General features: G+C 54.1%; 18 protein-coding genes, 2 tRNA genes, 1 rRNA gene, 1 pseudogene and 1 riboswitch. Of the genes and pseudogenes, 14 read left to right on the top strand and 8 right to left on the bottom strand.

Going from position 1 to position 25,594, the window contains the following annotated elements; genetic code table 11:
- Nucleotides 1-24 precede the first annotated feature (24 nt).
- Genes gldA through ptsP form a run of 3 tightly spaced genes read right to left on the bottom strand, consistent with a single transcriptional unit; the run spans nucleotide 25 to nucleotide 4,315 of the window.
- Entirely contained in the window at nucleotides 25-1,128 is a 1,104-nt protein-coding gene (gldA, locus tag U0026_RS22095; RefSeq protein ID WP_062776578.1) for a bifunctional L-1,2-propanediol dehydrogenase/glycerol dehydrogenase, read from the bottom strand.
- Nucleotides 1,129-1,139: 11 nt separating this feature from the next.
- Nucleotides 1,140-1,802 carry a fructose-6-phosphate aldolase gene (gene fsa / locus U0026_RS22090; RefSeq protein WP_062776580.1) on the bottom strand — a complete coding sequence of 221 codons (663 nt, stop codon included), beginning with the start codon at nucleotides 1,800-1,802 and terminating at the stop codon, nucleotides 1,140-1,142.
- Nucleotides 1,803-1,813: 11 nt separating this feature from the next.
- Nucleotides 1,814-4,315: a phosphoenolpyruvate--protein phosphotransferase gene (gene ptsP / locus U0026_RS22085; protein ID WP_062776581.1), complete on the bottom strand. Its 2,502-nt coding sequence runs from the start codon at nucleotides 4,313-4,315 to the stop codon at nucleotides 1,814-1,816.
- Between the two features lie 312 nt (nucleotides 4,316-4,627).
- Between ptsP and U0026_RS22080 the strand changes: the two genes are divergently transcribed.
- From U0026_RS22080 to U0026_RS22070, 3 genes are all read left to right on the top strand, one after another.
- Nucleotides 4,628-5,707, top strand: coding sequence for a PTS fructose transporter subunit EIIC (locus U0026_RS22080; RefSeq protein ID WP_062776583.1), 1,080 nt, complete (start codon nucleotides 4,628-4,630; stop codon nucleotides 5,705-5,707).
- Between the two features lie 17 nt (nucleotides 5,708-5,724).
- Nucleotides 5,725-6,045 (top strand): PTS fructose-like transporter subunit IIB, encoded by a 321-nt coding sequence (locus U0026_RS22075; RefSeq protein WP_062776585.1) that lies wholly within the window; start codon nucleotides 5,725-5,727, stop codon nucleotides 6,043-6,045.
- A 93-nt stretch (nucleotides 6,046-6,138) separates the two neighbouring features.
- Complete coding sequence (locus U0026_RS22070; protein WP_062776586.1) at nucleotides 6,139-6,495, top strand: PTS fructose-like transporter subunit IIB; 357 nt, start codon at nucleotides 6,139-6,141, stop codon at nucleotides 6,493-6,495.
- Here U0026_RS22070 and U0026_RS22065 read toward each other — a convergent pair.
- The 3 genes from U0026_RS22065 to argE form a co-directional block, all read right to left on the bottom strand.
- Nucleotides 6,482-7,330, bottom strand: a complete 849-nt coding sequence (locus U0026_RS22065) for a helix-turn-helix transcriptional regulator (RefSeq protein ID WP_062776587.1) — start codon at nucleotides 7,328-7,330, stop codon at nucleotides 6,482-6,484. The two genes, U0026_RS22070 and U0026_RS22065, sit on opposite strands and share 14 nt — an antisense overlap.
- A 183-nt stretch (nucleotides 7,331-7,513) precedes the next feature.
- Nucleotides 7,514-10,165 (bottom strand): phosphoenolpyruvate carboxylase, encoded by a 2,652-nt coding sequence (gene ppc / locus U0026_RS22060; RefSeq protein WP_062776589.1) that lies wholly within the window; start codon nucleotides 10,163-10,165, stop codon nucleotides 7,514-7,516.
- A gap of 507 nt (nucleotides 10,166-10,672) precedes the next feature.
- Entirely contained in the window at nucleotides 10,673-11,824 is a 1,152-nt protein-coding gene (gene argE / locus U0026_RS22055; RefSeq protein ID WP_062776591.1) for an acetylornithine deacetylase, read from the bottom strand.
- A gap of 153 nt (nucleotides 11,825-11,977) precedes the next feature.
- Between argE and argC the strand changes: the two genes are divergently transcribed.
- From argC to oxyR, 4 genes are all read left to right on the top strand, one after another.
- Nucleotides 11,978-12,982, top strand: a complete 1,005-nt coding sequence (gene argC, locus U0026_RS22050; RefSeq protein WP_062776593.1) for an N-acetyl-gamma-glutamyl-phosphate reductase — start codon at nucleotides 11,978-11,980, stop codon at nucleotides 12,980-12,982.
- 12 nt (nucleotides 12,983-12,994) lie between these two features.
- Nucleotides 12,995-13,768, top strand: coding sequence for an acetylglutamate kinase (gene argB, locus U0026_RS22045; RefSeq protein WP_062776594.1), 774 nt, complete (start codon nucleotides 12,995-12,997; stop codon nucleotides 13,766-13,768).
- Between the two features lie 144 nt (nucleotides 13,769-13,912).
- Entirely contained in the window at nucleotides 13,913-15,286 is a 1,374-nt protein-coding gene (argH, locus tag U0026_RS22040) for an argininosuccinate lyase (protein WP_062776596.1), read from the top strand.
- Between the two features lie 322 nt (nucleotides 15,287-15,608).
- Nucleotides 15,609-16,526 (top strand): DNA-binding transcriptional regulator OxyR, encoded by a 918-nt coding sequence (gene oxyR, locus U0026_RS22035; protein ID WP_062776598.1) that lies wholly within the window; start codon nucleotides 15,609-15,611, stop codon nucleotides 16,524-16,526.
- Here the strand turns inward: oxyR and sthA are convergent.
- On the bottom strand, nucleotides 16,509-17,909 hold the full coding sequence (gene sthA / locus U0026_RS22030) for a Si-specific NAD(P)(+) transhydrogenase (RefSeq protein ID WP_062776600.1): 1,401 nt from the start codon (nucleotides 17,907-17,909) through the stop codon (nucleotides 16,509-16,511). The two genes, oxyR and sthA, sit on opposite strands and share 18 nt — an antisense overlap.
- Before the next feature lie 197 nt (nucleotides 17,910-18,106).
- On the opposite strand from sthA, the pseudogene fabR reads away from it, so the two are divergent.
- Nucleotides 18,107-18,741, top strand: a pseudogene (gene fabR, locus U0026_RS22025) (HTH-type transcriptional repressor FabR).
- A gap of 15 nt (nucleotides 18,742-18,756) precedes the next feature.
- Nucleotides 18,757-19,110, top strand: coding sequence for a YijD family membrane protein (locus U0026_RS22020; RefSeq protein WP_062776602.1), 354 nt, complete (start codon nucleotides 18,757-18,759; stop codon nucleotides 19,108-19,110).
- Between the two features lie 45 nt (nucleotides 19,111-19,155).
- Here U0026_RS22020 and trmA read toward each other — a convergent pair whose 3' ends face one another.
- Entirely contained in the window at nucleotides 19,156-20,256 is a 1,101-nt protein-coding gene (gene trmA / locus U0026_RS22015; RefSeq protein ID WP_062776604.1) for a tRNA (uridine(54)-C5)-methyltransferase TrmA, read from the bottom strand.
- A gap of 113 nt (nucleotides 20,257-20,369) precedes the next feature.
- Nucleotides 20,370-20,555: riboswitch (cobalamin riboswitch) on the top strand.
- 65 nt (nucleotides 20,556-20,620) lie between these two features.
- Between trmA and btuB the strand changes: the two genes are divergently transcribed.
- The 5 genes from btuB (at nucleotide 20,621) to U0026_RS21990 (ending at nucleotide 25,526) form a co-directional block, all read left to right on the top strand.
- The gene (btuB, locus tag U0026_RS22010; RefSeq protein ID WP_062776607.1) at nucleotides 20,621-22,477 is read left to right on the top strand and encodes a TonB-dependent vitamin B12 receptor BtuB; all 1,857 of its coding nucleotides are present in this window, start codon (nucleotides 20,621-20,623) and stop codon (nucleotides 22,475-22,477) included.
- Nucleotides 22,422-23,279 (top strand): glutamate racemase, encoded by an 858-nt coding sequence (gene murI / locus U0026_RS22005; protein ID WP_062776606.1) that lies wholly within the window; start codon nucleotides 22,422-22,424, stop codon nucleotides 23,277-23,279. The genes btuB and murI overlap by 56 nt, the downstream gene beginning before the upstream one ends.
- A gap of 377 nt (nucleotides 23,280-23,656) precedes the next feature.
- Nucleotides 23,657-25,196: ribosomal RNA gene (locus U0026_RS22000) — 16S ribosomal RNA — on the top strand.
- A 69-nt stretch (nucleotides 25,197-25,265) separates the two neighbouring features.
- A tRNA-Ile gene (locus tag U0026_RS21995) sits at nucleotides 25,266-25,342 on the top strand.
- A 108-nt stretch (nucleotides 25,343-25,450) separates the two neighbouring features.
- Nucleotides 25,451-25,526 (top strand) — tRNA-Ala (locus tag U0026_RS21990).
- The last annotated feature ends 68 nt before the right edge of the window (nucleotides 25,527-25,594 follow it).

Raw genomic sequence — 25,594 nt, 5'->3', positions numbered from 1 at the left:
GGGAGAGGGTTAGGGTGAGGGGGATTACTCCCACTCCTGCAAGAAACGCTGTCCATACTGATCGGCCACCAGCAGCGCCGCGTAAACACGGTCAGGATCTGCACCACCCGGCATATTGTGAATCGTCTCACCTTCGGCACAGGCGGCTTCCGCCACCAGACGCATTTTCACCGGAATATTTTCTTTAATATCCAACTGCGCAAGGGTTATTGGCAAACCAACGCTGTGACACAGAGCGGCAACGGTTTCAATTTCTTCCACCGAAGCGTTTTCCAGCACCAGTTGGGTCAGCGTACCGAAGGCAACTTTTTCACCGTGATAGAAGTGATGCGCATCCGGGATGGCTGTCATGCCGTTGTGAATCGCATGTGCCGCCGCCAGACCGCCACTTTCAAAGCCAACGCCGCTTAAGTAAGTATTGGCTTCAATAACGCGTTCTAGCGCAGGTGTGACCACGTGCTGCTCGGCCGCCAGCATCGCTTTTTCGCCTTCTTCAATAAGCGTGTTGTAGCACAGTTCAGCCAGCGCCAACGCCGCCTGAGTACATTGGCCGCCAGCCATGGTGATAGCGCCACTGCGTGAACAGGCACGGGCTTCAAACCAGGTTGCTAATGCATCACCAATACCGGCTGCCAGCAGTCGAGCAGGTGCTCCGGCGACAATTTTAGTGTCGACGATAACCATGTTCGGGTTATGCGGCAGCATTAGGTAACGGTCAAATTCGCCATCGTCGGTGTAGAGTACTGACAGCGCGCTGCACGGCGCATCGGTCGAGGCGATGGTCGGCACAATGGCGACCGGCAGATTCATAAAGTGAGCCAGCGCTTTGGCGGTATCCAGCGTTTTCCCGCCGCCGATACCCAAAATAGCGCTGCATTTTGCGCTATTTGCCACGTCTTGCAGACGGTTGATTTCATTTTGCGAACACTCGCCGCCAAACGGCGCGATTTCTACTGACAGACCTGCGCCGGTCAGGCTTTTTCGCAGCGTCTCTTCAGCAAAGCCCAGCACGAACTTATCGCCGACGACTAGCCAGCTATTCGCCATGGGCGTTAAGTACTCGCCAAGACGCGTGATAACGTCAGCACCCTGAATATACTTACCTGGTGATTGAATAATGCGATCCATACATTTCTCCTTTACAGGTTCAGATGACCAAATGCGTTTTTCCAGTCTTGCTCAAACTTATCTATCGCTGACTCTACAGCGGGTGTGCCGAGCATTTGTTGCGCTACATCTAAAGGAAGGGTGATGGCTTCGCATCCCGTCAATAAACAGTCCAGTGCCTGGCGAGGTGTTTTAAAGCTGGCAGCCAGTACTTTGCTTTCCGGCGCGTGCAGTTCCAGTAAGGATTGCAGTTCTTGTACCATGCGGATGCCGTCGCCCCCCTGGGCGTCCACGCGGTTAACGTAAGGCGCAACGTATTTGGCTCCCGCCAGCGCGGCTAGCAGCCCCTGCGAAGCGCTGTAAACGGCGGTGCCAAGTGTGGGAATGCCCTCTTTTTTCAGCAGCTTAATAGCGGCTAATCCTTCAGCAGTGACCGGGACTTTAACGACGATACCCGGGATAGCTTCGTTGAGTTTACGTGCCTCGGCGACCATGCCGTCGGCATCGCGGCTCATGGTCTGGGCAAACAGCGTCCCGTTTTCGCCCACTGCTTTTTTCAATCGTGGCAGCACGTCCCAGATAGATTCACGGCTGGCCGCTACGATACTCGGGTTGGTGGTCACGCCAGCAATTGGGAAAATTCGGGCCAGGCGTTCAACTTCCTGCACATTGGCGGTATCCAGATACAGTTCCATGCTATTTCCTCTTAAAGTTCCAGTTCGTGTTGCAGCAGGCTGGCAATGGCGTCGGCAGAGGCGGCGTTGACCAGAGAGTTGCGGAATTCGGCATGCATAATGCGGCGAGCCAGGCGCGAGAAGATGCGCATATGCTGGTCACCGGCGGCATGTTTGTTGAGCGTCAGCATAATGATGAACTGCGCCTCTTCATCACCCCAGACGACCGGGGCGGGCAGGCGGGCGACGCTGATGGTCGACTGCTCGATATGTTCGGACTTGCTGTGTGGAATGGCGAAACTAAAGCCCAGACCGGTCGAGAAGACGGCTTCGCGTGCCCATAAATCAGCTTCCAGTTTACGCGGATAGCGGCAGCGCCCGGCGAGGAGCAGGTTATCAGTCATGCCCTTGATCACTTCTTCTTTGCTGCGCCAGTCGTTATCCAGCGAAATACAGCGCGGGGTAATCAGCGGGGCGTCTTGCTGGCTCATGCGGAACTGGGCGAGCAGGTGTTCTACTTCCAGCGAGGTGCGACAGGCCATTGCCTGGTTGAGCAACTGTCGGCAGGCACGGCTGTCGAGCTGCGCCAAACGTGCTTTGGTCGCCGGAATTGACGGCGCGCTCATGCTGATTTCATCCATTCCCAGCCCAACCAACAGCGGCAATACCGAGCCTTTCGCCCCCAGCTCTCCGCATAAACCAATCCATTTCCCCTGGCGGTGAACCGCCTGGACGGCGAAGTCGAGTGCGCGCAGGAAGGCCGGATTCAGACTGTTGTAATGGCGAGTGACTTTGGCGTTATCACGGTCGACCGCCAGCAGGTATTGCGTCAGGTCGTTGCTGCCAATGCTAAAGAAATCAATCTCTTCACAGCACTGGTCGATGATAAACATCACTGACGGTACTTCCAGCATAATGCCCAACGGAATGCGCTCATCAAACGGGACGTGCTCGTTGCGTAGCTGTTGTTTGGCTTCGGCGACTTTCTCTTTGACCCACAGGATCTCTTCCATGGAGGAGATCATCGGAATCATGATTTTCAGGCTGCCGTGTGCGGAGGCGCGCAAAATGGCGCGTAGCTGCGTGGTAAATAGACCTGAGTATTCTTCGTAAATACGCACCGCGCGGTAGCCGAGGAATGGGTTGTTTTCCGCTGGAATATTTAGGTAATCCACAGGCTTATCGCCGCCGATATCCATGGTGCGGATAATGATGCTGCGCCCGTCTGCGGATTCCAGCGCCTGGCAGAAAATGTTGTACAACTCACTTTCGCTCGGTTCACTGGTGCGGTCCATATAGAGCATTTCGGTACGGAACAGGCCGACCGCTTCTGCGCCATTGCCAAACGCTGCCTGGGCCTCCACCGAGTGGGCGATATTGGCGGCAACTTCCAGACGAATACCGTCGGCGGTACGCGCCTCTTTGTTCAACCACACGCTCTGTTGTTCGCGGATAGCCGCCTGTACGCGCGCTTCTTGCTGATAATAGCGGGCGATGGCTTCCGTTGGCGCGACAACCACGGCACCGGCATTACCGTCAAGATAGACCGGCTGATTCTGCCAGGATTCAAGGGCATCAATATCGACACCAACAAGTGTTGGAATATTAAAGGAACGCGCGAGAATCACCGTGTGCGAAGTAGTGCCGCCGCTTTGCAGTAGCAGGCCTTTGAGTAAGGTTTTATCCAGTTCAAGGAACTGACTTGGCGTCAGCTCTTCCGCCATACAGATAGCGGGTTGAGTTAATTGACCGGGTGCCGGGAAGCGCTGCTCGCCGTAAATATGCTGGAGCAACTGGAAGCCAACATCACGCATGTCCAGCGCGCGTTCTTGTAGATAGCTGCTGCTGGAATGTGCGAACTCGGCGCAGAAATGTTGGGTGCTGTCGATAATCGCTTCGGCACAGCTCAAACCACTATTGATGCCCGCGAGCAGATGCTGGCGCAGTGAAGTATCGGTTGCCAGCGAGCGGTGAGCTTCCAGAATCGCACTGGCGGTGCTGTCGTTTTCCAGTAGACGCAGTTCAAGCGTTTTGACGAGCAGGGTCAGGCCGCTATCCAGCTCTGATTGTTCCTGCTCCGGGCTTTTTGTTGGGGGAAGTTCGCCGAGATTATTCAGATCGAGCGCGGCCAGGCGGGTGAGAACACCGCCTGCGCTACCGCTACAGACCGGCTGGGCGCGGAAAAGCGTCGGATCGAGACGGGTTAAGGATTCCGGTAGTGCTTCCTGCTCAACGCAGGCGACTTGCGCCAGGGGGGCGTCACATAGCGGGAATTCCTCTTTTATCCAGCGGCTGAGGCGAAGGTGCACGGCCTGCTCATCCGCACCGCTAACTAATAACTGGCAGCTATCACCCGCGAGCGTATCGGTACCGATAATCGCTAGCGCGCTTTTGGCATTGCCCTTACGGTCACTGCGCAGGTTATGCCATTCGATATCGCAGCTAAATGTGTTGCACAGCGTCTCGACATGGCTGGCAGGGCGAGCGTGCACGCCATTCGGTAATTCGCAGACAAATTCAACAACCAACGTCATAGCCCTATCTCCCAAATCATTCGATATGGGTAACAGCATAGGGGGCTTGTCCTCGGCCCTGCTATCTGACATTTATGTCAAAAACTGGACAAATGTATTGTCTGCTGGAAAATGCGAGCAACCTCACAGGTTGCTTGTCTTGCATATAAAGACGCAATGCACGCGAACTTTAGAGGTCGCTCGCATTTTTCTTCTGACATTACAAAAATCCAGTAAATGCACTTTTTATCCACTGTCTGTCCCGCCACCAATTGCCTATTGTTTGCCACAACACCTTAATGGACATGGGCTAACAAGGCCCGGGAGCGACTGATGAAAGAATTGGTGCAGATACTCAAAAACACCCGCCAGCATTTGATGACTGGCGTGTCGCACATGATCCCGTTTGTCGTAGCGGGCGGCATTTTACTGGCGGTCTCCGTCATGCTGTACGGCAAAGGTGCCGTGCCGGATGCGTTAACCGACCCTAACCTGAAAAAACTCTTTGATATCGGCGTCGCGGGCCTGACGCTGATGGTGCCATTCCTCGCGGCTTACATCGGTTACTCCATTGCGGAACGTTCTGCGCTGGCGCCTTGTGCCATTGGGGCCTGGGTCGGTAATAGCTTCGGTGCAGGCTTCTTTGGCGCGCTGATTGCCGGGATTATCGGCGGTATCGTGGTGTATTACTTGAAGAAAATCCCGGTGCATAAGGTGCTGCGCTCGGTGATGCCAATCTTCGTGATTCCCATTGCAGGTACGCTGATTACGGCGGGCATCATGATGTGGGGGTTGGGCGAGCCGGTGGGGATGCTGACGACCAGTCTGACCCAGTGGCTGCAAGGGATGCAACAGGGCAGCATTGTGGTACTGGCGGTGATTATGGGCCTGATGCTGGCGTTCGATATGGGCGGCCCGGTGAACAAAGTGGCCTACGCCTTCATGCTGATTTGTGTCTCTCAGGGGGTCTATACCGTAGTGGCAATTGCCGCTGTCGGTATCTGTGTACCGCCGCTGGGCCTGGGTCTGGCAACGCTGATTAACCGTAAAAACTTCAATAGTGAAGAACGTGAGGCCGGTAAAGCCGCGTTAGTTATGGGCTGTGTGGGCGTGACCGAAGGGGCGATTCCCTTCGCAGCCTCCGACCCGCTGCGCGTGATTCCCTCCATCATGCTGGGTTCCGTGTGCGGCACGGTAACCGCCGCGCTGATGGGCGCACAGTGTTATGCCGGATGGGGCGGCCTGATCGTCCTGCCGGTAGTGGAAGGTAAGCTGGGGTATCTGCTGGCGATTGTCGTCGGTGCGGTGGTGACGGCTGTTAGCGTAAATCTGCTGAAAAGCCTGGCGCGTAAGAACAAGAAAGCGGTTGTTGAGAAAGAAGACGACCTGGATTTGGATTTCGAAATTAACTAATTGAGAAGGTAAAGATTATGACCAATATTATTGCGGTAACGGCTTGTCCTTCCGGCGTGGCACATACCTACATGGCAGCGGAAGCGCTGGAGAGTGCAGCGAAATCTAAAGGTTGGAATGTGAAGGTAGAGACGCAGGGGTCGATTGGTCAGGAGAATGAACTGACGGCAAGCGACGTTGAAGCGGCGGATATGGTGATTCTGACCAAGGATATCGGGATTAAAGCGGAAGAACGTTTTGCAGGGAAAACCATTGTGCGGGTTAATATTAGTGATGCGGTAAAGCGCGCTGACGCTATTATGAATAAAATTGAGGCACACTTAGCGCAGAGTGCGTAAGACGGAATTCGATATCATCAACATGCTATCGCTGGCGGGCGCGAAGAAGACACTTTGCGCCCGCCAGCGTGTGCTTTCTGCAAGGAGAGGACGATGACAGCAACGAGCGGACGAATGTTAGTGGCGGTAACCGCCTGCGTAAGCGGGGTCGCTCATACCTATATGGCGGCTGAACGTCTGGAAAAACTCTGCCAGCAGGAAAAATGGTCGATCAAAATTGAAACTCAGGGGGCGCTGGGAATTGAGAATGCGCTGACTGAGGACGATATTCGCCGTGCGGATGTGGTGTTGCTGATTACTGACATTGAACTTAACGGCGCGGAAAGATTTACCCAGAGTCGCTATGTACAGTCGGGGATCAGCGCTTTTCTACGTGAGCCGCAGAAGGTAATGAGTTCGGTGCGCAAACTGCTTTCCGCACCACAGCACACGCATATTATTCTGTCGTAGTCAGTTGACTATGATACTGGCGGCGATATTCCGACGGTGAACGGTCGGTATTTTTACGAAACAGGCGACAGAAATAGTTGCTGTCGACAAAGCCGCAGCTGTGAGCTATCTCTTTAACCTTCATATCGTACCCCTTCAACAGCCGTCTGGCATGCTCCAGGCGGGTGTGATTGAGGTATTCATTAAATCCCATAATTCCGCTTTTCTGGAACAGATGCGACAGGTAGTTCGGTGAGATATAGAACGCTTGCGCCACTGACTCACGGGTGAGCGGCTCGGCAAAGTGGGTATCAATATATTCACGGATAGCGTCGAACAGTGCCTGACTGCGGGAGGCGGTTTGGATCTGGCTGCTCAGCAGATCGGCGCAGTGGCTAATCAGGCTGGTGGCAATGAGCCGGGCCGTTTGTTGTTCCTGTTGCTGCATCTGGATTTCGCTCATGGTTTGCAACAGAAACGATCCTATACGTGGCCCACGGCGCGCAACGTGCTGTTTCGACACGTTTTTCAACTGATTACCATCCCACTGCTGCACGCTAAATCCCAACTGTTGCTTACCAAACAGTATGCTCAGGGTTGTTGCGGGGTGATGCCATAGCGGGAAGTTCCAGCCGCCGGCCGGGACATACAGCGCATCCATCCCACTCATGTGGACGTTATCACCATGAAGCCCGGCATCCGCCAGTTGCCCGGAAAGCACAATCTCCAGACGAGGAAAATCGACCTGAAAGGCCATCTCTGGTGTGGAGGTGTGGCTTGCGGCAAACCAGATTTTTTGCAGCGGGGTGGTGCCTGATGCGATGTGGGAAAGCAGTGGGTTGATGTCGAAAAACATAGGGCTCCCTGTCGTGATGTACAACGTAGAAACCTTAACCGCTGGCATTGAAAAAGGCCACAAAGATTGTGGCCTTTTGGAATCTGACTACAGATTTGGTTGGCCTGATAAGCACCGTGCCATCAGGCAGACCGGGGTACATTGCCGGATGGCGGCTACGCCTTATCCGGCCTACATAAACGTTTAACCGGTGTTACGCATACCCGCAGCTACGCCTGCGATGGTGACCATCAGCGCCTGTTCAACGTTATGATCCGGTTCCAGACCTTGTTCTTCCGCTTGGCGTGAACGGTGCAGCAACTCGGCTTGCAGAACGTTTAATGGGTCGGTGTAGATGTTACGCAACTGGATTGACTCAGCAATCCACGGCAGGTCGGCCATCAGATGCGCATCGTTGGCGATATCCAATACCACTTTGATATCGGCTTCCAGCAGATCACGAAGCTCGGTGCCGAGCACCCACAGCTCTGGTTTCACCAGGCGCTGATCGTAGTATTCCGCCAGCCACAGGTCGGCCTTGGAATACACCATCTCCAGCATACCCAGGCGGGTAGAGAAGAATGGCCAGTCGCGGCACATGGTTTCCAACTTGCTCTGTTTGCCATCTTCAACCACTTTTTGCAGCGCCGCACCGGCACCCAGCCAGGCAGGCAGCATCAGACGGTTCTGGGTCCAGGCGAAGATCCATGGAATGGCGCGAAGGGACTCAACGCCGCCGGTTGCGCGACGTTTCGCTGGACGAGAGCCTAACGGCAGCTTGCCCAGTTCCTGTTCTGGCGTTGCGGAACGGAAGTAAGGCACGAAATCTTTGTTTTCACGCACGTAGCCACGGTACATCTCGCAGGAGATATCCGACAGCTCGTCCATGATGCCGCGCCACTCTTCTTTTGGCTCTGGCGGCGGCAGGAGGTTAGCTTCCAGAATGGCGCTGGTGTACAGCGACAGGCTGCTGACGGTAATTTCCGGCAGGCCGTATTTGAAGCGGATCATCTCACCCTGTTCGGTGACGCGCAGGCCGCCTTTCAGGCTGCCCGGAGGCTGTGACAGCAGCGCAGCATGAGCCGGTGCGCCGCCACGACCGATAGAACCGCCGCGTCCGTGGAACAATGTCAGCTCGATACCGGCTTTTTCGCAGGTTTTAATCAGCGCATCCTGTGCCTGGTATTGCGCCCAGGAGGCTGCCATCACGCCCGCATCTTTCGCGGAGTCGGAATAGCCAATCATCACCATCTGTTTGCCCGAAATAAAACCGCGATACCAGTCGATGCTCAGCAGTTGGGTCATCACATCGTCGGCGTTGTTCAGGTCGTCCAGCGTTTCGAACAGCGGGGCAACTGGCAGCGCGAAGGTGATTCCGGCTTCTTTTAGAAGTAGGTGAACGGCCAGCACGTCGGACGGTGTTTTCGCCATCGAGATAACGTAGGCAGCAACCGAACCCTGCGGTGCATCAACAATCGCTTTACAGGTGTTGAGCACTTCGCGAGTGTCGTTGCTTGGCTCCCAGCTACGCGGTAGCAGAGGGCGTTTAGAATTCAGTTCGCGGATAAGGAACGCTTGTTTGTCGGCTTCTGACCAGCTTTCGTAGTCGCCGATGCCCAGATAGCGGGTCAGTTCGCCCAGCGCTTCGGTGTGACGGGTGCTTTCCTGACGCACGTCGATACGCACCAGCGGTACGCCAAAACATTTCACCCGGCGTAGGGTGTCGAGCAATTCACCGTTAGCGATGATGCTCATGCCGCAGGCTTGCAGGGATTCATAACAAGCGTACAGGGGTTCCCAAAGCTGCTCGTTCTGGCTTATCAGGCCGGCCGGTTTCGGCAATCTCTGGCCTTTCAGTCGAGCTTCCAGCCAGGCCTGCGTGGCCATCAATTGACCGCGCAGCGTTTTCATCAGGTAGCGATACGGTTCGGTTGCACCCTCTTCACCAACGCGTTCGCGCAGCTCGTCGGTACATTCAACCATCGACAGCTCAGAAATCAGGATTTGAATATCTTTTAAGAACAGATCTGTTGCTTTCCAGCGGCTCAGTAGCAGTACATGACGGGTGATTTCGGCAGTCACGTTCGGGTTACCGTCGCGGTCGCCTCCCATCCAGGAGGTGAAGCGTACAGGCACGAAATCCACCGGCAATTTATAGCCGAGGTTCTCTTCGAGTTGTTCATTTAGCTCGCGCAGGTAGTTTGGCACACCTTCCCACAAGCTATTTTCGACAACCGCAAAGCCCCATTTTGCTTCATCAACCGGGCTTGGGCGGTTCTTACGAATTTCGTCCGTATGCCAGGACTGGGCAATCAGCTGGCGCAAGCGGCGCATTACCTGATGGCGCTCATAGTCGGCGATATCGGAGTTATCGAGCTGTTTTAAGCAGTTATTGATTTCGCCCATCTTGTGGATAAGCGTACGGCGAGTGATTTCGGTCGGGTGCGCGGTCAGTACCAGCTCCAGCGACAGAGATTCAACGGCCTGCTTAATGATAGTTTCGTTGAGATTGGGTTGGTCTTTGAGTTTACGCAGGGTACGGGCAATCACTTCCGGGTTGCTCGCCGCTTCGCCTTTTGGCGAAATGCTGTGGTATTGCTCAGCGGTGTTAGCCAAATTCAGGAACTGGCTGAATGCGCGGGCGACCGGCAGCAGTTCATCATTAGACAGGTTCTGTAAGGTGGTCAGCAGCTCCTGGCGGTTGGCTTCGTTGCCCGCACGAGAAGATTTGGACAACTTACGGATCGTTTCGACACGGTCAAGAATGTTCTCACCAAGCGCATCCTTGATGGTATCGCCTAGCACTTTACCGAGCATACTGACATTACTACGCAACGCGGAATATTGTTCGTTCATTAACCCAGACACCCCATCTCATTTTATTTTGTTATACACGTCATCCTTCAAGTTGCCTCTGCGTTGGCTGCGCTCATTCACCCCTGTCACGTACTTATGTACGCTCCCGGGGATTAATGAGGGACATCCCTGTCCCTCACCAGAGGCCAGCCTTCGGCTGGTCAAATTCGTTCCTGACGAATTTGTCATTCCCTTGCCGCCTTGATGCAACTCGAATGATTGTGTGTATATATCCCGTCGCCGGAACGTAAGGGCGAGATAAATACACCTCTTTTATAAAGCCACGTAAAAACCCTTACGTCAATTGCTGCGAAATCGCTTCAGCAAACGAATAAATCGCGACAATTTACGAAAGTTAATTCGCATCGTGCCAGATAAGAAATGCTTATGAAAATGTGAAGGAGATCTCGGGAACGCGGGGGTGATGAGGTGCCGGGTGGCGCTGTGCTTATCCGGCCTACAGACGGGGGTAGGCCCGATAAGCACAGCGCTTCCGGGCAAGACTCATTAGTGCCAGCAGAAGTGATGCACCACCTGAGTAATTAATTCTCGCGTTGGTTTAATAAAGCGCGTTTCCAGGTATTCGTCCGGCTGGTGGGCCTGATTAATCGAACCTGGGCCTAAGACGATGGTTGGGCACAGGGTCTGGATAAACGGTGCTTCGGTGCAGTAGTTCACCACTTCGGTTTTCGCGCCGAGCAGTTTTTCCAGCACCTCGACCAGTGGGTGATCCGGCGGACATTCATAGCCTGGAATCGGCGGGTGCAGTTCGCTGATGGTCAGACGCCCCGGCCACTGTGCGCTCACCGGCTCCAGCGCTTCATCCAGCAGGCCGTTGAGATCGTTTAAGGTCATGCCCGGCAGCGGGCGAATATCCATATGCAGTTCGCAGCAGGCACAAATGCGGTTGGAGGCATCGCCGCCGTGAAGGCTGCCGAGGTTGAGCGTCGGGTAAGGAACGGTGAACGCTTCATAGTGATAGCGTTCTTTCAGAGAGTCGCGCAGTTGCATCACCCGGCCAATTGCGTCGTGCATAATTTCAATGGCGTTAACACCGCGTGCCGGGTCGCTTGAGTGGCCGGACTGGCCCAATACACGAATCGCATTCGACATATGGCCTTTGTGCGCCCGCACCGGTTGCAGCGAGGTGGGCTCGCCGATGATGGCGCAATCCGGGCGCAGTTCGGTGGACTCGGCAAAGTAGCGCGCGCCGGCCATGCTGGTCTCTTCATCGGCGGTCGCCAGGATGTAGAGCGGCTTTTTCAACTGCGTCACATCAACATCGCGCAATGCGTCGAGAATAAACGCAAAGAAACCTTTCATATCGGCAGTACCCAAACCGTAGAGCTTGTTTTCATGCTCGGTGAGGGTAAACGGATCGCGCGTCCAGCGGCCATCGTCAAACGGGACGGTGTCGGTATGGCCGGCAAGCAGCAGGCCGCCAGCGCCGTGACCAGTGCTGGCGAGCAGGTTGAATTTATTGCGGGTGCCAGGGACCGGCTGCACCTCAACTTCGAAGCCTAAAGAGGCGAACCAATCCGCGAGCAGAGTGATTAAAGACGCATTGCTCTGATCGAGCGCTTCTTCGGTTGCGCTGATGGACGGAGTGGCGATCAACGCACGGTAAATCTCGATAAATGGGGGTAAATTGTTTTTCATTGTTGACACACCTCGGGTCGTGATAGTATCAATATTCATGCAGTATTTTTGAATAAAAATACATTATCATTAGGCGTAAGAAAACCCACCAAGTGTAAGGTGAAGTGATTACGCTTAATCAGGCAAACAGACATAAGAAGGTGAACTGCACCGATGTTGAATACGCTGATTGTGGGCGCGAGCGGTTACGCTGGCGCAGAGCTTGTGACCTATGTAAATCGCCATCCTCATATGAACATAACCGCTTTGACGGTCTCAGCGCAAAGCAATGATGCGGGAAAGTTAATCTCCGATTTGCATCCACAGCTAAAAGGCATTGTTGATCTGCCGTTGCAGCCGATGTCAGATATCAGTGAATTCAGCGCGGGTGTGGACGTTGTTTTCCTGGCGACCGCTCATGAAGTGAGTCATGACCTGGCCCCGCAGTTCTTGGCGGCGGGTTGCGTGGTGTTCGATCTTTCCGGTGCATTCCGGGTCAACGACGGCGCCTTCTATGAAAAATATTACGGTTTCACCCATCAGCATCCAGAACTGCTGGCGCAGGCGGTGTATGGCCTGGCCGAATGGAGTGCAGATGCGCTGAAAGAGGCTAAGCTGATTGCCGTGCCGGGTTGTTATCCAACGGCGGCGCAGCTTTCCCTGAAACCTCTGATTGATGGCGATCTCCTGGATCTCAACCAGTGGCCGGTGATCAACGCCACCTCAGGCGTCAGCGGTGCCGGTCGTAAAGCGGCAATCTCCAATAGTTTTTGCGAAGTGAGCCTGCAACCGTATGGCGTGTTTACCCACCGCCATCAGCCGGAAATCGCCAGCCATCTTGGCGCAGATGTGATTTTCACCCCGCATCTGGGCAACTTTGCTCGCGGTATTCTGGAAACGATCACCTGCCGCTTGAAACCAGGCGTGACGCATGCGCAGGTAGCTAAGGCATTGCAACAGGCTTACGCCGACAAACCGATGGTGCGTTTATACGATAAAGGTGTTCCGGCACTGAAAAATGTGGTCGGGCTGCCGTTCTGCGATATCGGTTTTGCCGTTCAGGGCGAGCACCTGATTGTGGTGGCGACCGAAGACAATTTATTGAAAGGCGCTGCCGCACAGGCCGTGCAGTGCGCCAATATCCGTTTCGGCTTCGCTGAGACGCAGTCTCTTATTTAAGGTGTGATGACGATGAATCCATTAATTATCAAACTGGGCGGCGTGTTACTGGATAGCGAAGAAGCGCTGGAGCGTCTTTTTAGCGCGCTGGTTAACTATCGTGAATCACATCAGCGCCCGCTGGTGATTGTCCACGGCGGCGGCTGCGTGGTGGATGAGCTGATGAAGCAGCTCAATCTGCCGGTGAAAAAGAAAAATGGTTTGCGCGTTACGCCAGCCGATCAAATCGACATCATCACTGGTGCGCTGGCGGGTACTGCCAACAAAACGCTTCTGGCATGGGCGAAGAAGCATGATATCGCGTCCGTGGGCCTGTTCCTCGGCGATGGTGACAGCGTGAAGGTGACGAAGCTGGATGAAGAGCTGGGTCACGTGGGTCTGGCGCAGCCGGGATCGCCGAAACTGATTAATCTGCTGCTGGAAGGCGGGTTCCTGCCAGTGGTGAGCTCAATTGGCGTGACCGCCGAAGGGCAACTGATGAACGTTAACGCTGACCAGGCGGCAACGGCGCTGGCGGCGACATTAGGTGCAGATCTGATTCTGCTTTCTGATGTGAGCGGTATTCTGGATGGTAAAGGCCAGCGTATTGCCGAGATGACCGCGGCGAAGGCTGAGCAGTTGATTGACCAGGGCATTATTACCGATGGCATGATCGTGAAGGTGAACGCGGCGCTTGATGCGGCGCGCACGCTGGGCCGTCCGGTGGATATCGCCTCCTGGCGTCATGCCGAGCAACTGCCAGCGCTGTTTAACGGCACGCCGATTGGTACGCGTATTCTGGCGTAAGTTTTTCCCCTCACCCTAACCCTCTCCCCGGAGGGGCGAGGGGACCGATCGGAGCCGATTTTCTCCCTCTCCCTCAGGGAGAGGGCCGGGGTGAGGGTTGTTTTCAATATCCAGCATCAATAATCGAATTTAAGGAAGCATGTTATGGCACTTTGGGGCGGGCGTTTTACACAGGCAGCGGATCAGCGGTTCAAACAGTTCAATGACTCTTTACGCTTTGATTACCGCCTGGCGGAGCAGGATATCATTGGCTCTGTTGCCTGGTCTAAAGCGCTGGTAACGGTTGGCGTGCTGACCGAGCAGGAACAGGTTCAACTGGAAGAGGCGCTAAGCGTGCTGCTGGAAGAGGTTCGTGCGAACCCACAGCAAATTCTTGAAAGCGATGCCGAAGACATCCATAGCTGGGTGGAAGGCAAGCTCATCGACAAAGTCGGTCAGTTGGGCAAAAAACTGCACACCGGGCGTAGCCGTAATGACCAGGTCGCTACCGATCTTAAGCTGTGGTGTAAAGACACCGTAGCCGAGCTGTTGACCGCCAACCGCCAGCTGCAAAGCGCGTTGGTTGAGACGGCGCAAGCTAATCAGGACGCCGTCATGCCGGGTTATACCCACCTGCAACGTGCCCAACCGGTCACGTTTGCGCACTGGTGCCTGGCGTACGTTGAAATGCTGGCGCGTGATGAAAGCCGTTTGCACGATACTCTCAAGCGTCTGGATGTGAGCCCACTGGGCTGCGGCGCGCTGGCGGGAACCGCGTACGAAATCGACCGTGAACAACTGGCAGGCTGGCTGGGCTTCGCTTCTGCAACCCGCAATAGCCTGGACAGCGTGTCTGACCGGGATCATGTGCTGGAACTGCTCTCGAATGCGTCAATTGGCATGGTGCACCTGTCGCGCTTTGCCGAAGATCTGATCTTCTTTAATACCGGTGAAGCGGGCTTCGTGGAGCTTTCCGATCGCGTGACGTCCGGCTCTTCGCTGATGCCACAGAAGAAAAACCCGGATGCGCTGGAGCTTATTCGTGGCAAATGTGGCCGTGTGCAGGGCGCGCTGACCGGCATGATGATGACCCTGAAAGGGTTACCGTTGGCCTACAACAAAGATATGCAGGAAGACAAAGAAGGCGTGTTCGATGCGCTGGATACCTGGATGGATTGTCTGCATATGGCGGTGCTGGTGCTGGACGGTATTCAGGTGAAACGTCCACGTTGCCAGGAAGCGGCGCAGCAGGGTTATGCAAATGCGACCGAGCTTGCGGATTATCTGGTGGCCAAAGGCGTACCGTTCCGTGAAGCACACCACATTGTCGGTGAGGCAGTAGTCGAGGCCATTGCTCAGGGCAAACCGTTGGAAGATTTAGCGCTGGCTGACTTGCAAAAATTCAGTGCGGTGATTGGCGATGACGTCTATCCGATTCTGTCGCTGCAATCCTGCCTTGATAAGCGTGCGGCCAAAGGCGGTGTGTCGCCTCAGCAGGTTGCACAGGCTATCCGCGATGCGCAAATGCGTTTGAGTTAATCGAAATGTAGCCCGGTCGAGCAAATGCAACGCTGGGAGTAGTACCGAGCCTTCCCGGGGGCGGCGTAAACGCCTCGCCCGGGCTACTTGATTCATAGCCACCTTTACGCAAAAAAAAGCGGGCCACGGGGCCCGCAAACGTTCATGTTGGCTTTGGTGATTTGAGTTTGAGAGAAACGCCGAATCAGTGTGACGACTTGAAGGGTTAAACAAGGGTCACCTGTTTCTGTGCTGTATTATTAAACAGAGTCCTTGATAGGGATAATCATTCGTTGCTATTCTATCTATCGCTATGAACTATCATGGCGATGGAGGAAGAATAATGAATATTCGCGATCTTGAATACCTGGTGGCGTTAGCTGAACATCGGCACTTCCGCCGGGCGGCAGATTCCTGCCATGTCAGCCAGCCAACTCTGAGCGGGCAGATTCGTAAACTGGAAGATGAACTGGGCGTCATGCTGCTGGAACGAACCAGCCGCAAAGTCCTGTTTACCCAGGCGGGGCTGCTGCTGGTGGACCAGGCGCGCACGGTGTTGCGTGAGGTCAAAGTGCTTAAGGAAATGGCAAGTCAGCAGGGAGAGACGATGTCTGGTCCGCTGCATATCGGCCTGATTCCCACCGTTGGCCCATATCTGCTACCCCATATTATCCCGATACTGCACCAAACCTTCCCGAAGCTGGAAATGTATCTGCATGAAGCGCAAACCCATCAGCTGCTGGCGCAGCTCGACAGCGGTAAGCTGGACTGTGTGATTCTGGCATTGGTGAAGGAGAGCGAGGCGTTTATCGAAGTTCCACTGTATGACGAGCCGATGCTGCTGGCGATCTACGAAGATCACCCGTGGGCGGAGCGCGATCGCGTACCGATGTCGGATCTGGCCGGTGAAAAATTGCTGATGCTCGAAGACGGTCACTGTCTGCGCGATCAGGCGATGGGTTTCTGCTTTGAAGCCGGTGCGGATGAAGATACCCATTTCCGGGCAACCAGTCTGGAAACGCTGCGTAATATGGTGGCTGCGGGAAGCGGAATTACCTTGTTGCCTCAGCTGGCAGTACCGCCGGAGCGCAAACGCGATGGTGTGGTGTATCTACCGTGCATTAAGCCGGAGCCACGCCGTACCGTCGGGCTGGTCTATCGACCGGGATCGCCACTGCGCAGCCGCTATGAGCAGCTGGCAGAGGCCGTCCGTGAAACGATGGACGGCCATTTTGACAAGGCGCTAAAAAAGGCGATTTAAGCCGTTCAGCGCCGCAACTCGATAGGCTTCCGCCATGGTCGGGTAGTTAAAGGTGGTGTTAACGAAGTACTCAATGGTGTTGCCACCACCTTTTTGCTCCATAATCGCCTGGCCGATATGAATAATTTCGGCCGCGCGCTCGCCAAAGCAATGAATGCCGAGGATTTCCTTTGTTTCCCGATGGAACAGGATTTTCAGGCTCCCCACGCTCATGCCAACGATTTGCGCCCGCGCCAGGTGTTTAAACTGCGCACGACCCACCTCATAAGGCACTTTCATGGCTGTCAGCTGTTGTTCGGTTTTACCGACGGAGCTGATTTCCGGGATGGTGTAGATACCCGTTGGAATATCTTCTATCAGATGCCCGGAGGCTTCGCCTTTCATCAACGCCTGCGCGGCAATACGGCCCTGATCGTAGGCGGCTGAAGCGAGGCTCGGATAACCGATAACATCACCAACCGCGTAGACGTGCGGCAGCGCGGTTTGATACAGACTGTTGACCTTCAACTGACCACGGCCATCGGCCTGTAAGCCAATGTTTTCCAGCGCCAGTGATTCGGTATTCCCGGTTCGACCATTGGCAAACAGCAGGCAGTCGGCCTTGAGCTTTTTGCCGGACTTCAGGTGCATGATCACCCCGTCGTCGACCCCTTCAATCTTCTCGTATTCTTCGTTGTGGCGAATGACCACACCACTGTTCCAGAAGTGATAAGAAAGGGAGTCTGACATCTCCTGGTCGAGGAATGCCAGCAGACGGTCGCGGGTGTTAATCAGGTCAACTTTGACCTCCATTCCGCGGAAGATCGACGCATATTCGCAGCCGATAACTCCTGCGCCGTAGATAATGACATGGCGAGGTTCATGGTGCAGGCTGAGGATGGAGTCGCTGTCGTAAATGCGCGGATGGGTAAAATCAACGTCTGCCGGGCGGTACGGGCGTGATCCACAAGCGATCACGAATTTATCGGCGGTTATCGTTTCGACCGACCCGTCCGGGCACTTCAGCGCGATGGTGTGCTCATCAACAAAGTGGGCGTCACCCTGCAGCATCTCACAGTGATTGCGCTCATAAAAACCCTGACGCATATGCGTTTGCTGATTAATAACGCTATCGGCATGATTCAGGATGTCGGCAAATGAGGATCGGAGAAGTCGGCTGTGGTCGCTGTAGAGTGGATTTTGGTTGAATTCGATAATACGGCTGACGGCATGGCGAAGGGCTTTAGATGGGATGGTACCCCAGTGGGTACAACCGCCGCCGACATTATGGTAACGCTCAATAACGGCGACGTGGGCTCCTTGCTTCACCAGACCCATAGCAGCACCTTCGCCGCCCGGGCCGGAACCAATTATTACTGCATCATAATCGTAGGAATGTGACATGGTAAGGCGTACCTGTTCTTATACATAAAATCAACAGAATCATAACATCATCGAAGGGATAACCCAATTATCGTTGGGCTTATTTCATACGAAATAGCATAAATAGCATGTAAACAATCATTAACAAAGCTGCGTAAGTGGAATCGTTTTAATCTCTGGTATAGTGCCAATACGGCATATGGAAGGATTCAGTCATCGTGATGGGTGTTAGAGCGCAACAAAAAGAAAAAACCCGGCGTTCGCTGGTGGAAGCGGCATTTAGTCAACTCAGTGCCGAGCGAAGTTTTGCCAGCCTAAGCCTGCGTGAAGTGGCGCGTGAGGCGGGGATTGCGCCAACCTCCTTTTATCGCCATTTCCGCGATGTGGATGAGCTGGGGCTGACCATGGTTGACGAGAGCGGCTTGATGCTGCGCCAGTTGATGCGCCAGGCGCGTCAGCGTATTGCCAAAGGCGGCAGCGTTATCCGCACTTCTGTATCCACCTTTATGGAATTTATCGGTAATAACCCGAACGCCTTCCGTCTGTTGCTACGTGAGCGTTCTGGCACATCTGCGGCATTCCGTGCGGCAGTTGCCCGCGAGATTCAGCATTTTATTGCGGAACTTGCCGACTATCTGGAAATCGAAAACCATATGCCTCGCGCGTTTACGGAAGCGCAGGCTGAGGCGATGGTGACTATCGTATTTAGCGCGGGAGCGGAGGCCTTAGATGTTGGCCTTGAGCAGCGTCGGCAACTGGAAGAGCGACTGGTGCTGCAATTACGGATGATCTCCAAGGGCGCGTACTATTGGTATCGCCGTGAACAAGAGAAGAGTCACATCATTCCGAATAAGGTGGTAGACGAGCAATGAAACAGTCAGGTCAAGATAAAGGTACGCTGCTGCTAGCGCTGTTGGCGGGCTTATCGATTAACGGAACGTTTGCAGCGCTATTTAGCTCTATTGTTCCGTTCTCCGTCTTTCCGATAATTTCTCTGGTGTTGACGGTTTATTGTCTGCATCAACGCTATCAAAACCGCACGATGCCGGTGGGGTTACCCGCATTGTCAGCCGCCTGTTTTATTCTTGGCGTGTTGCTGTACAGCACGGTGGTGCGGGCCGAATACCCGGATATCGGTTCCAACTTCTTCCCGGCAGTATTGTCGGTCACGATGGTCTTCTGGATTGGCTATCGGATGCGTAACCGTAAGCAAGGTTCATAAAAGGTAGGCCGGATAGCGCTACGCTAATCCGGCCTACCGTCAGTCTTATTTCTTCGTTAACAGTACGCCGCATTCCATATGATGGGTATACGGGAACTGGTCGAACAGCGCCAGGCGGGTGATGTTATGCGTCTGGCTTAACGTTTCCAGGTTCTGGCACAACGTCTCCGGGTTACAGGAGATGTACAGAATATTGGGGTACGCCTGCACCATCTTCTCGGTTTCGCTGTCCAGCCCGCTGCGCGGTGGATCGACAAAAATCGTCTCACACTGATAGCTCTTCAAATCAATGCCCTGCAAACGGTTAAATTCCCGTACGCCGTTCATCGCCTGAGTAAAATCTTCCGCAGCCATGCGGATGATCTGCACGTTATCGATCTGATTCGCACTGATGTTGTACTGCGCTGCGGCTACCGAGGGTTTGGCTATTTCGGTCGCCAGTACGCGGTTGAAGTTACGCGCCAGTGCCAGCGAGAAGTTACCGTTGCCGCAGTACAGCTCCAGCAGGTCGCCGCGTGAATTCTGCGTGGCGTCCAGCGCCCATTCCAGCATTTGAATGTTCATCGCCGCGTTGGGCTGGGTGAAGCTGTTTTCTACCTGACGGTAGATCATCTCTTTTCCGGCGACCGGTAGGCGCTCATCTATATAGTCCTGATCCAGCTCGATTTTGGTTTTAGTGGCGCGACCAATGAGGTGGACGTTCAGCCCCTGCGCACGCAGCGCATCACGCAATGCTTCGGCCTGCTCACGCCACGCATCGTCGAGCTTTTTATGGTACAGCAGCGTAACAACCGCCTGGTTGCTGAGCGTGGTGAGGTAGTCAATCTGGAACAGCTTGTGGCGCAGCACTGGATTGTCGCGCACGCCGTCAAGCATCGCGGTCATCAAGGTATTGATAAGCTGGCTTGCCGCCGGAAAGGCGTCAACGCGGATGCGGGCCTTCGTCTGCTGGTCAAACATGATGTGGTAAAGATCATCACCGTCGTGCCAGATGCGGAATTCTGCGCGCATGCGGTAGTGACTGACCGGTGAACGAAACACCTCCGGCGCAGGCGCGCTAAACGGCGTCATCATCGTTTGCAGGCGAGTGACTTTCTCGGCGAGCTGAGCGTCGTACTGTTCGGTAGGGAGGTGTTCGGGGGTCATGATGCATCCTGAATAATAAAAGTACGCGGGGATTGTAGGGCTTGCACAGGGGATGTCCAGCCTCATGCGGTTGAAAATGATAAATAGCAGTCTGGACATCCGTATGTAACTAAATGTAGCATTCGCGTACCGGTCCTGTGAGTTAAAAGGGAATCCAGTGTAAATCTGGGGCTGACGCGCAGCGGTAAGGAAGGTGGAGAGGAGTGCATCATATGCAGACACTGCGGCGTGCCGTGGGAAGTCATCCTCTCTATATATAGCCTCCAAGCCCGAAGACCTGCCGGATGACGTCGCATTAGGCTTTTATCGTCGCGAGCAACTGATAAAGCCTGCGGCATCCTTTATTGATTCGGATGCTTTTAAAATGATTAAAAAAGTTTCGCTGCTGACGGCATTATCCGTCACGGCATTTTCCGGCTGGGCGCAAGACAGCAAGTCAGACACGCTGGTGGTGACCGGCAACCGTTTCCAGCAACCTGTAAATACCGTACTGGCGCCGACCGATGTGGTCACGCGAGATGATATCCAGCGCTGGCAGTCAAAAGATCTTAATGATGTGATGCGCCGTTTACCGGGTGTGGATATCAGCCAGAATGGGGGGATGGGGAAAAGCTCCTCTCTCTACGTGCGCGGCACGGAAGGGCGTCATGTTCTGGTGCTGATTGATGGTGTGCCAATGGCGCGAGCTGGCATATCGAATGGTATCGATATTGGTCAGATTCCAGTATCACTGGTTCAGCGTGTTGAATATATCCGCGGGCCACGTTCCGCGGTTTATGGCTCCGGTGCAATTGGCGGCGTGGTCAACATTATTACCATGACTGATGAAGAACGTTCGCAGATTAACGCCGGTGTGGGTAGCGACGGTTATCAAACCTACGATGGTGCGATGAATAAGCGCTTTGGCGATACCCTCGTCACCGCCGCTGGTGCATACCAGACGACAAAAGGCTTTAACGTCCAGCCGAATTCCACCTACAGCGGTGATAGCGATCGCGATGGTTACCGCAACAAGATGTTCTGGGGCGGCGTACAGCACAAGTTTGACGATAGCTTCTCTGGCTTCTTCCGTGGTTATGGCTATACCGCCAACAGCGACTACGATCAGGGTGGGTATGGCTATGCGGGCGGTAATGATGAAGTGCAGAACTACAACCAATCCTGGGATACCGGTCTGCGCTACAACTCGGGCATCTATTCTTCTCAACTGATCGCCAACTATCAGCATCTGAAAAGCTACAACTACAGCAACGACCTCGGTCGCTATGCGGGTGATGCGACGCTCGACGATATGGAGCAGCGTTATATTCAGTGGGGGAATAACGTTGAGGTTGGGCACGGGGCGATTAGCGGTGGCGTTGACTGGAAACAGGAAAAGCTGTTCTCAAGCAGCACGACGCTGTCGGATACCTACAAGCGTGACACTACCGGGCTTTACCTGACCGGGCAGCAGCAGATTGATAGCGTTACCCTCGAGGCCTCGGGCCGCGAAGATCACGATGAGCAGTTCGGCTGGCGCGGAACCTGGCAGACGGCGGCGGGGTGGGAGTTTGTTGAAGGCTATCGAGCTACGCTCTCCTACGGCACGGGTTTCCTGGCACCGTCACTGGGTCAGCAATTCGGCGCAACGCGTTTTGCTTCCTCCTACGGCCCAGGTATTGCGGCTAACCCAGACCTGAAGCCGGAAGAGTCTAAACAGTGGGAAGCGGGAATTGATGGGCTAACCGGGCCGCTGGATTGGCGCTTGTCGGCATACCATTATGAAATCCAGAATCTGATTGATTATAAGAATAACCAGTACGTCAACGTGAAGTCGGCCACAATTAAAGGCGTGGAGTGGACGGGCAATGTTACAACTGGTCCCGTCGAGCATCACCTGACATTGCAGTATGTCGATCCGCGTGATGACGAAACGGATAAAGTTCTTTATCGCCGTGCTAAGCAACAGGCGAAATATGAGCTCACCGGTCAGGTCTTTGATCTGGGTTGGAACGTGATGTATCAGTATATCGGCCAGCGTTACGATAACGATTATGACAATCAGCGCGATGTTAAACTGGGTGGCGTAAGCTTATGGGATGTCGGATTGTCATATCCGGTCACCTCACACCTGACAGTTCGTGGTAAAATCGCCAACCTGTTCGATAAAGATTACGAGACAGCATATGGCTACCCAACTGCAGGACGGGAATACACCTTGTCTGGCAGCTACACCTTCTAAACCACGTCCCACCGTCCTGGTCTTTGATTCCGGGGTCGGTGGGTTGTCGGTCTACGATGAGATTCGGCATCTCCTGCCGGATCTCCATTATATCTACGCTTTCGATAACGTTGCTTTCCCATATGGGGAAAAGAGTGAAGCGTTTATCGTTGAACGTGTCCTCGAAATTGTCACTGCAGTACAACAACGCTACCCGTTGGCGCTAGCGGTTATCGCCTGTAATACGGCAAGCACGGTATCGCTGCCTGCGCTGCGTGAGAAATTTGCCTTCCCGGTAGTGGGCGTTGTTCCTGCAATTAAACCGGCGGCGCGCCTATCGGCGAACCGTATCGTTGGGCTACTGGCGACGCGAGGAACGGTGAAGCGTCCTTATACCCATGAGTTGATTGCACGCTTTGCGGATGAATGCCGGATTGAAATGCTGGGCTCGGCGGAATTGGTTGAGCTGGCAGAAGCGAAACTGCATGGTGAGCCCGTTTCACTTGAGGAGCTACGCCGTATTCTGCGTCCATGGCTACGGATGCAGGAGCCGCCGGATACGGTTGTTCTTGGCTGTACCCATTTCCCTCTATTACAAGAGGAGCTGTTGCAGGTACTTCCGGAAGGAACGCGGTTGGTGGATTCTGGTGCTGCGATTGCGCGTCGTACAGCCTGGTTGCTAGAACATGAAGCGCCAGATGCGAAATCCAGCGATGAAAATCTGGCTTACTGCATGGCGTTGACAACAGAAACTGAGCAACTTTTACCCGTTTTACAGCGTTATGGCTTTGAAACGCTCGAAAAACTGCCTGTTTCAGCCTGATTTGAGCAAAAAAGAGACGGTTGAAAAGTTTTTTTAAAACAGGGCTTGTCAACGTCTCAGAACTCCCTATAATGCGCCTCCACTGACACGGAACAACGGAATAGAAGCCGCCGTGTTAGCGAGGTTCTTAAGAAGAACTTCAGCGGAGAAAAGCGAAATTAAATGCTTGACTCTGAAGCGGGAAAGCGTAATATGCACATCCCGCGCCGCTGAGAAAGCGAAGCGGCACTGCTCTTTAACAATTTATCAGACAATCTGTGTGGGCACTCGAAGATACGGATTCTTAAACGTCGCAAGACGCTAAATGAATACCAAGTCTCAACGAGTGAACATACGTAATTCATTACGAAGTTTAATTTATTGAGCATCAAACACTTAAATTGAAGAGTTTGATCATGGCTCAGATTGAACGCTGGCGGCAGGCCTAACACATGCAAGTCGAACGGTAGCACAGAGAGCTTGCTCTTGGGTGACGAGTGGCGGACGGGTGAGTAATGTCTGGGAAACTGCCCGATGGAGGGGGATAACTACTGGAAACGGTAGCTAATACCGCATAACGTCGCAAGACCAAAGTGGGGGACCTTCGGGCCTCACACCATCGGATGTGCCCAGATGGGATTAGCTAGTAGGTGGGGTAATGGCTCACCTAGGCGACGATCCCTAGCTGGTCTGAGAGGATGACCAGCCACACTGGAACTGAGACACGGTCCAGACTCCTACGGGAGGCAGCAGTGGGGAATATTGCACAATGGGCGCAAGCCTGATGCAGCCATGCCGCGTGTATGAAGAAGGCCTTCGGGTTGTAAAGTACTTTCAGCGAGGAGGAAGGCATTGTGGTTAATAACCGCAGTGATTGACGTTACTCGCAGAAGAAGCACCGGCTAACTCCGTGCCAGCAGCCGCGGTAATACGGAGGGTGCAAGCGTTAATCGGAATTACTGGGCGTAAAGCGCACGCAGGCGGTCTGTCAAGTCGGATGTGAAATCCCCGGGCTCAACCTGGGAACTGCATTCGAAACTGGCAGGCTAGAGTCTTGTAGAGGGGGGTAGAATTCCAGGTGTAGCGGTGAAATGCGTAGAGATCTGGAGGAATACCGGTGGCGAAGGCGGCCCCCTGGACAAAGACTGACGCTCAGGTGCGAAAGCGTGGGGAGCAAACAGGATTAGATACCCTGGTAGTCCACGCCGTAAACGATGTCGACTTGGAGGTTGTGCCCTTGAGGCGTGGCTTCCGGAGCTAACGCGTTAAGTCGACCGCCTGGGGAGTACGGCCGCAAGGTTAAAACTCAAATGAATTGACGGGGGCCCGCACAAGCGGTGGAGCATGTGGTTTAATTCGATGCAACGCGAAGAACCTTACCTACTCTTGACATCCAGAGAACTTAGCAGAGATGCTTTGGTGCCTTCGGGAACTCTGAGACAGGTGCTGCATGGCTGTCGTCAGCTCGTGTTGTGAAATGTTGGGTTAAGTCCCGCAACGAGCGCAACCCTTATCCTTTGTTGCCAGCGGTTCGGCCGGGAACTCAAAGGAGACTGCCAGTGATAAACTGGAGGAAGGTGGGGATGACGTCAAGTCATCATGGCCCTTACGAGTAGGGCTACACACGTGCTACAATGGCATATACAAAGAGAAGCGACCTCGCGAGAGCAAGCGGACCTCATAAAGTATGTCGTAGTCCGGATCGGAGTCTGCAACTCGACTCCGTGAAGTCGGAATCGCTAGTAATCGTAGATCAGAATGCTACGGTGAATACGTTCCCGGGCCTTGTACACACCGCCCGTCACACCATGGGAGTGGGTTGCAAAAGAAGTAGGTAGCTTAACCTTCGGGAGGGCGCTTACCACTTTGTGATTCATGACTGGGGTGAAGTCGTAACAAGGTAACCGTAGGGGAACCTGCGGTTGGATCACCTCCTTACCTTAAAGAAACGTGCTTTGAAGTGTCCACACAGATTGTCTGATGAAAATTAGCAGTAAAAATCTCTGCAGGCTTGTAGCTCAGGTGGTTAGAGCGCACCCCTGATAAGGGTGAGGTCGGTGGTTCAAGTCCACTCAGGCCTACCAAATTCTTGCTGATGCTGCGTTGCGGAACAACTCGCATACTTCAGTATGTTTCGTTATTCCACGCCTTGCCTCAACAAGAATTACCGGTACAGAGATTAGTGTTACGATGGGGTTATAGCTCAGCTGGGAGAGCGCCTGCCTTGCACGCAGGAGGTCTGCGGTTCGATCCCGCATAGCTCCACCATCCTTTTACTGCGAACAAAACAAAAAAAACTTCAGAGTGTACCTGAAAAGGTTCACTGCGAAGTTTTG

The organism is Kluyvera intermedia, from assembly GCF_034424175.1.
Classification (GTDB): Bacteria; Pseudomonadota; Gammaproteobacteria; order Enterobacterales; family Enterobacteriaceae; genus Kluyvera; species Kluyvera intermedia.
This window is presented reverse-complemented; position numbering and strand designations above follow the sequence as displayed.

Coding starts and splice junctions, on each gene's coding strand:
- trmA (WP_062776604.1), bottom strand. CDS start 20,256: ATGACCCCCGAACACCTCCCTACCGAACAGTACGACGCTCAGCTCGCC.
- gldA (WP_062776578.1), bottom strand. CDS start 1,128: ATGGATCGCATTATTCAATCACCAGGTAAGTATATTCAGGGTGCTGAC.
- U0026_RS22065 (WP_062776587.1), bottom strand. CDS start 7,330: ATGTTTTTCGACATCAACCCACTGCTTTCCCACATCGCATCAGGCACC.
- argB (WP_062776594.1), top strand. CDS start 12,995: ATGAATCCATTAATTATCAAACTGGGCGGCGTGTTACTGGATAGCGAA.
- U0026_RS22075 (WP_062776585.1), top strand. CDS start 5,725: ATGACCAATATTATTGCGGTAACGGCTTGTCCTTCCGGCGTGGCACAT.
- ppc (WP_062776589.1), bottom strand. CDS start 10,165: ATGAACGAACAATATTCCGCGTTGCGTAGTAATGTCAGTATGCTCGGT.
- btuB (WP_062776607.1), top strand. CDS start 20,621: ATGATTAAAAAAGTTTCGCTGCTGACGGCATTATCCGTCACGGCATTT.
- oxyR (WP_062776598.1), top strand. CDS start 15,609: ATGAATATTCGCGATCTTGAATACCTGGTGGCGTTAGCTGAACATCGG.
- argC (WP_062776593.1), top strand. CDS start 11,978: ATGTTGAATACGCTGATTGTGGGCGCGAGCGGTTACGCTGGCGCAGAG.
- ptsP (WP_062776581.1), bottom strand. CDS start 4,315: ATGACGTTGGTTGTTGAATTTGTCTGCGAATTACCGAATGGCGTGCAC.
- sthA (WP_062776600.1), bottom strand. CDS start 17,909: ATGTCACATTCCTACGATTATGATGCAGTAATAATTGGTTCCGGCCCG.
- argH (WP_062776596.1), top strand. CDS start 13,913: ATGGCACTTTGGGGCGGGCGTTTTACACAGGCAGCGGATCAGCGGTTC.
- U0026_RS22020 (WP_062776602.1), top strand. CDS start 18,757: ATGAAACAGTCAGGTCAAGATAAAGGTACGCTGCTGCTAGCGCTGTTG.
- U0026_RS22070 (WP_062776586.1), top strand. CDS start 6,139: ATGACAGCAACGAGCGGACGAATGTTAGTGGCGGTAACCGCCTGCGTA.
- murI (WP_062776606.1), top strand. CDS start 22,422: ATGGCTACCCAACTGCAGGACGGGAATACACCTTGTCTGGCAGCTACA.
- argE (WP_062776591.1), bottom strand. CDS start 11,824: ATGAAAAACAATTTACCCCCATTTATCGAGATTTACCGTGCGTTGATC.
- fsa (WP_062776580.1), bottom strand. CDS start 1,802: ATGGAACTGTATCTGGATACCGCCAATGTGCAGGAAGTTGAACGCCTG.
- U0026_RS22080 (WP_062776583.1), top strand. CDS start 4,628: ATGAAAGAATTGGTGCAGATACTCAAAAACACCCGCCAGCATTTGATG.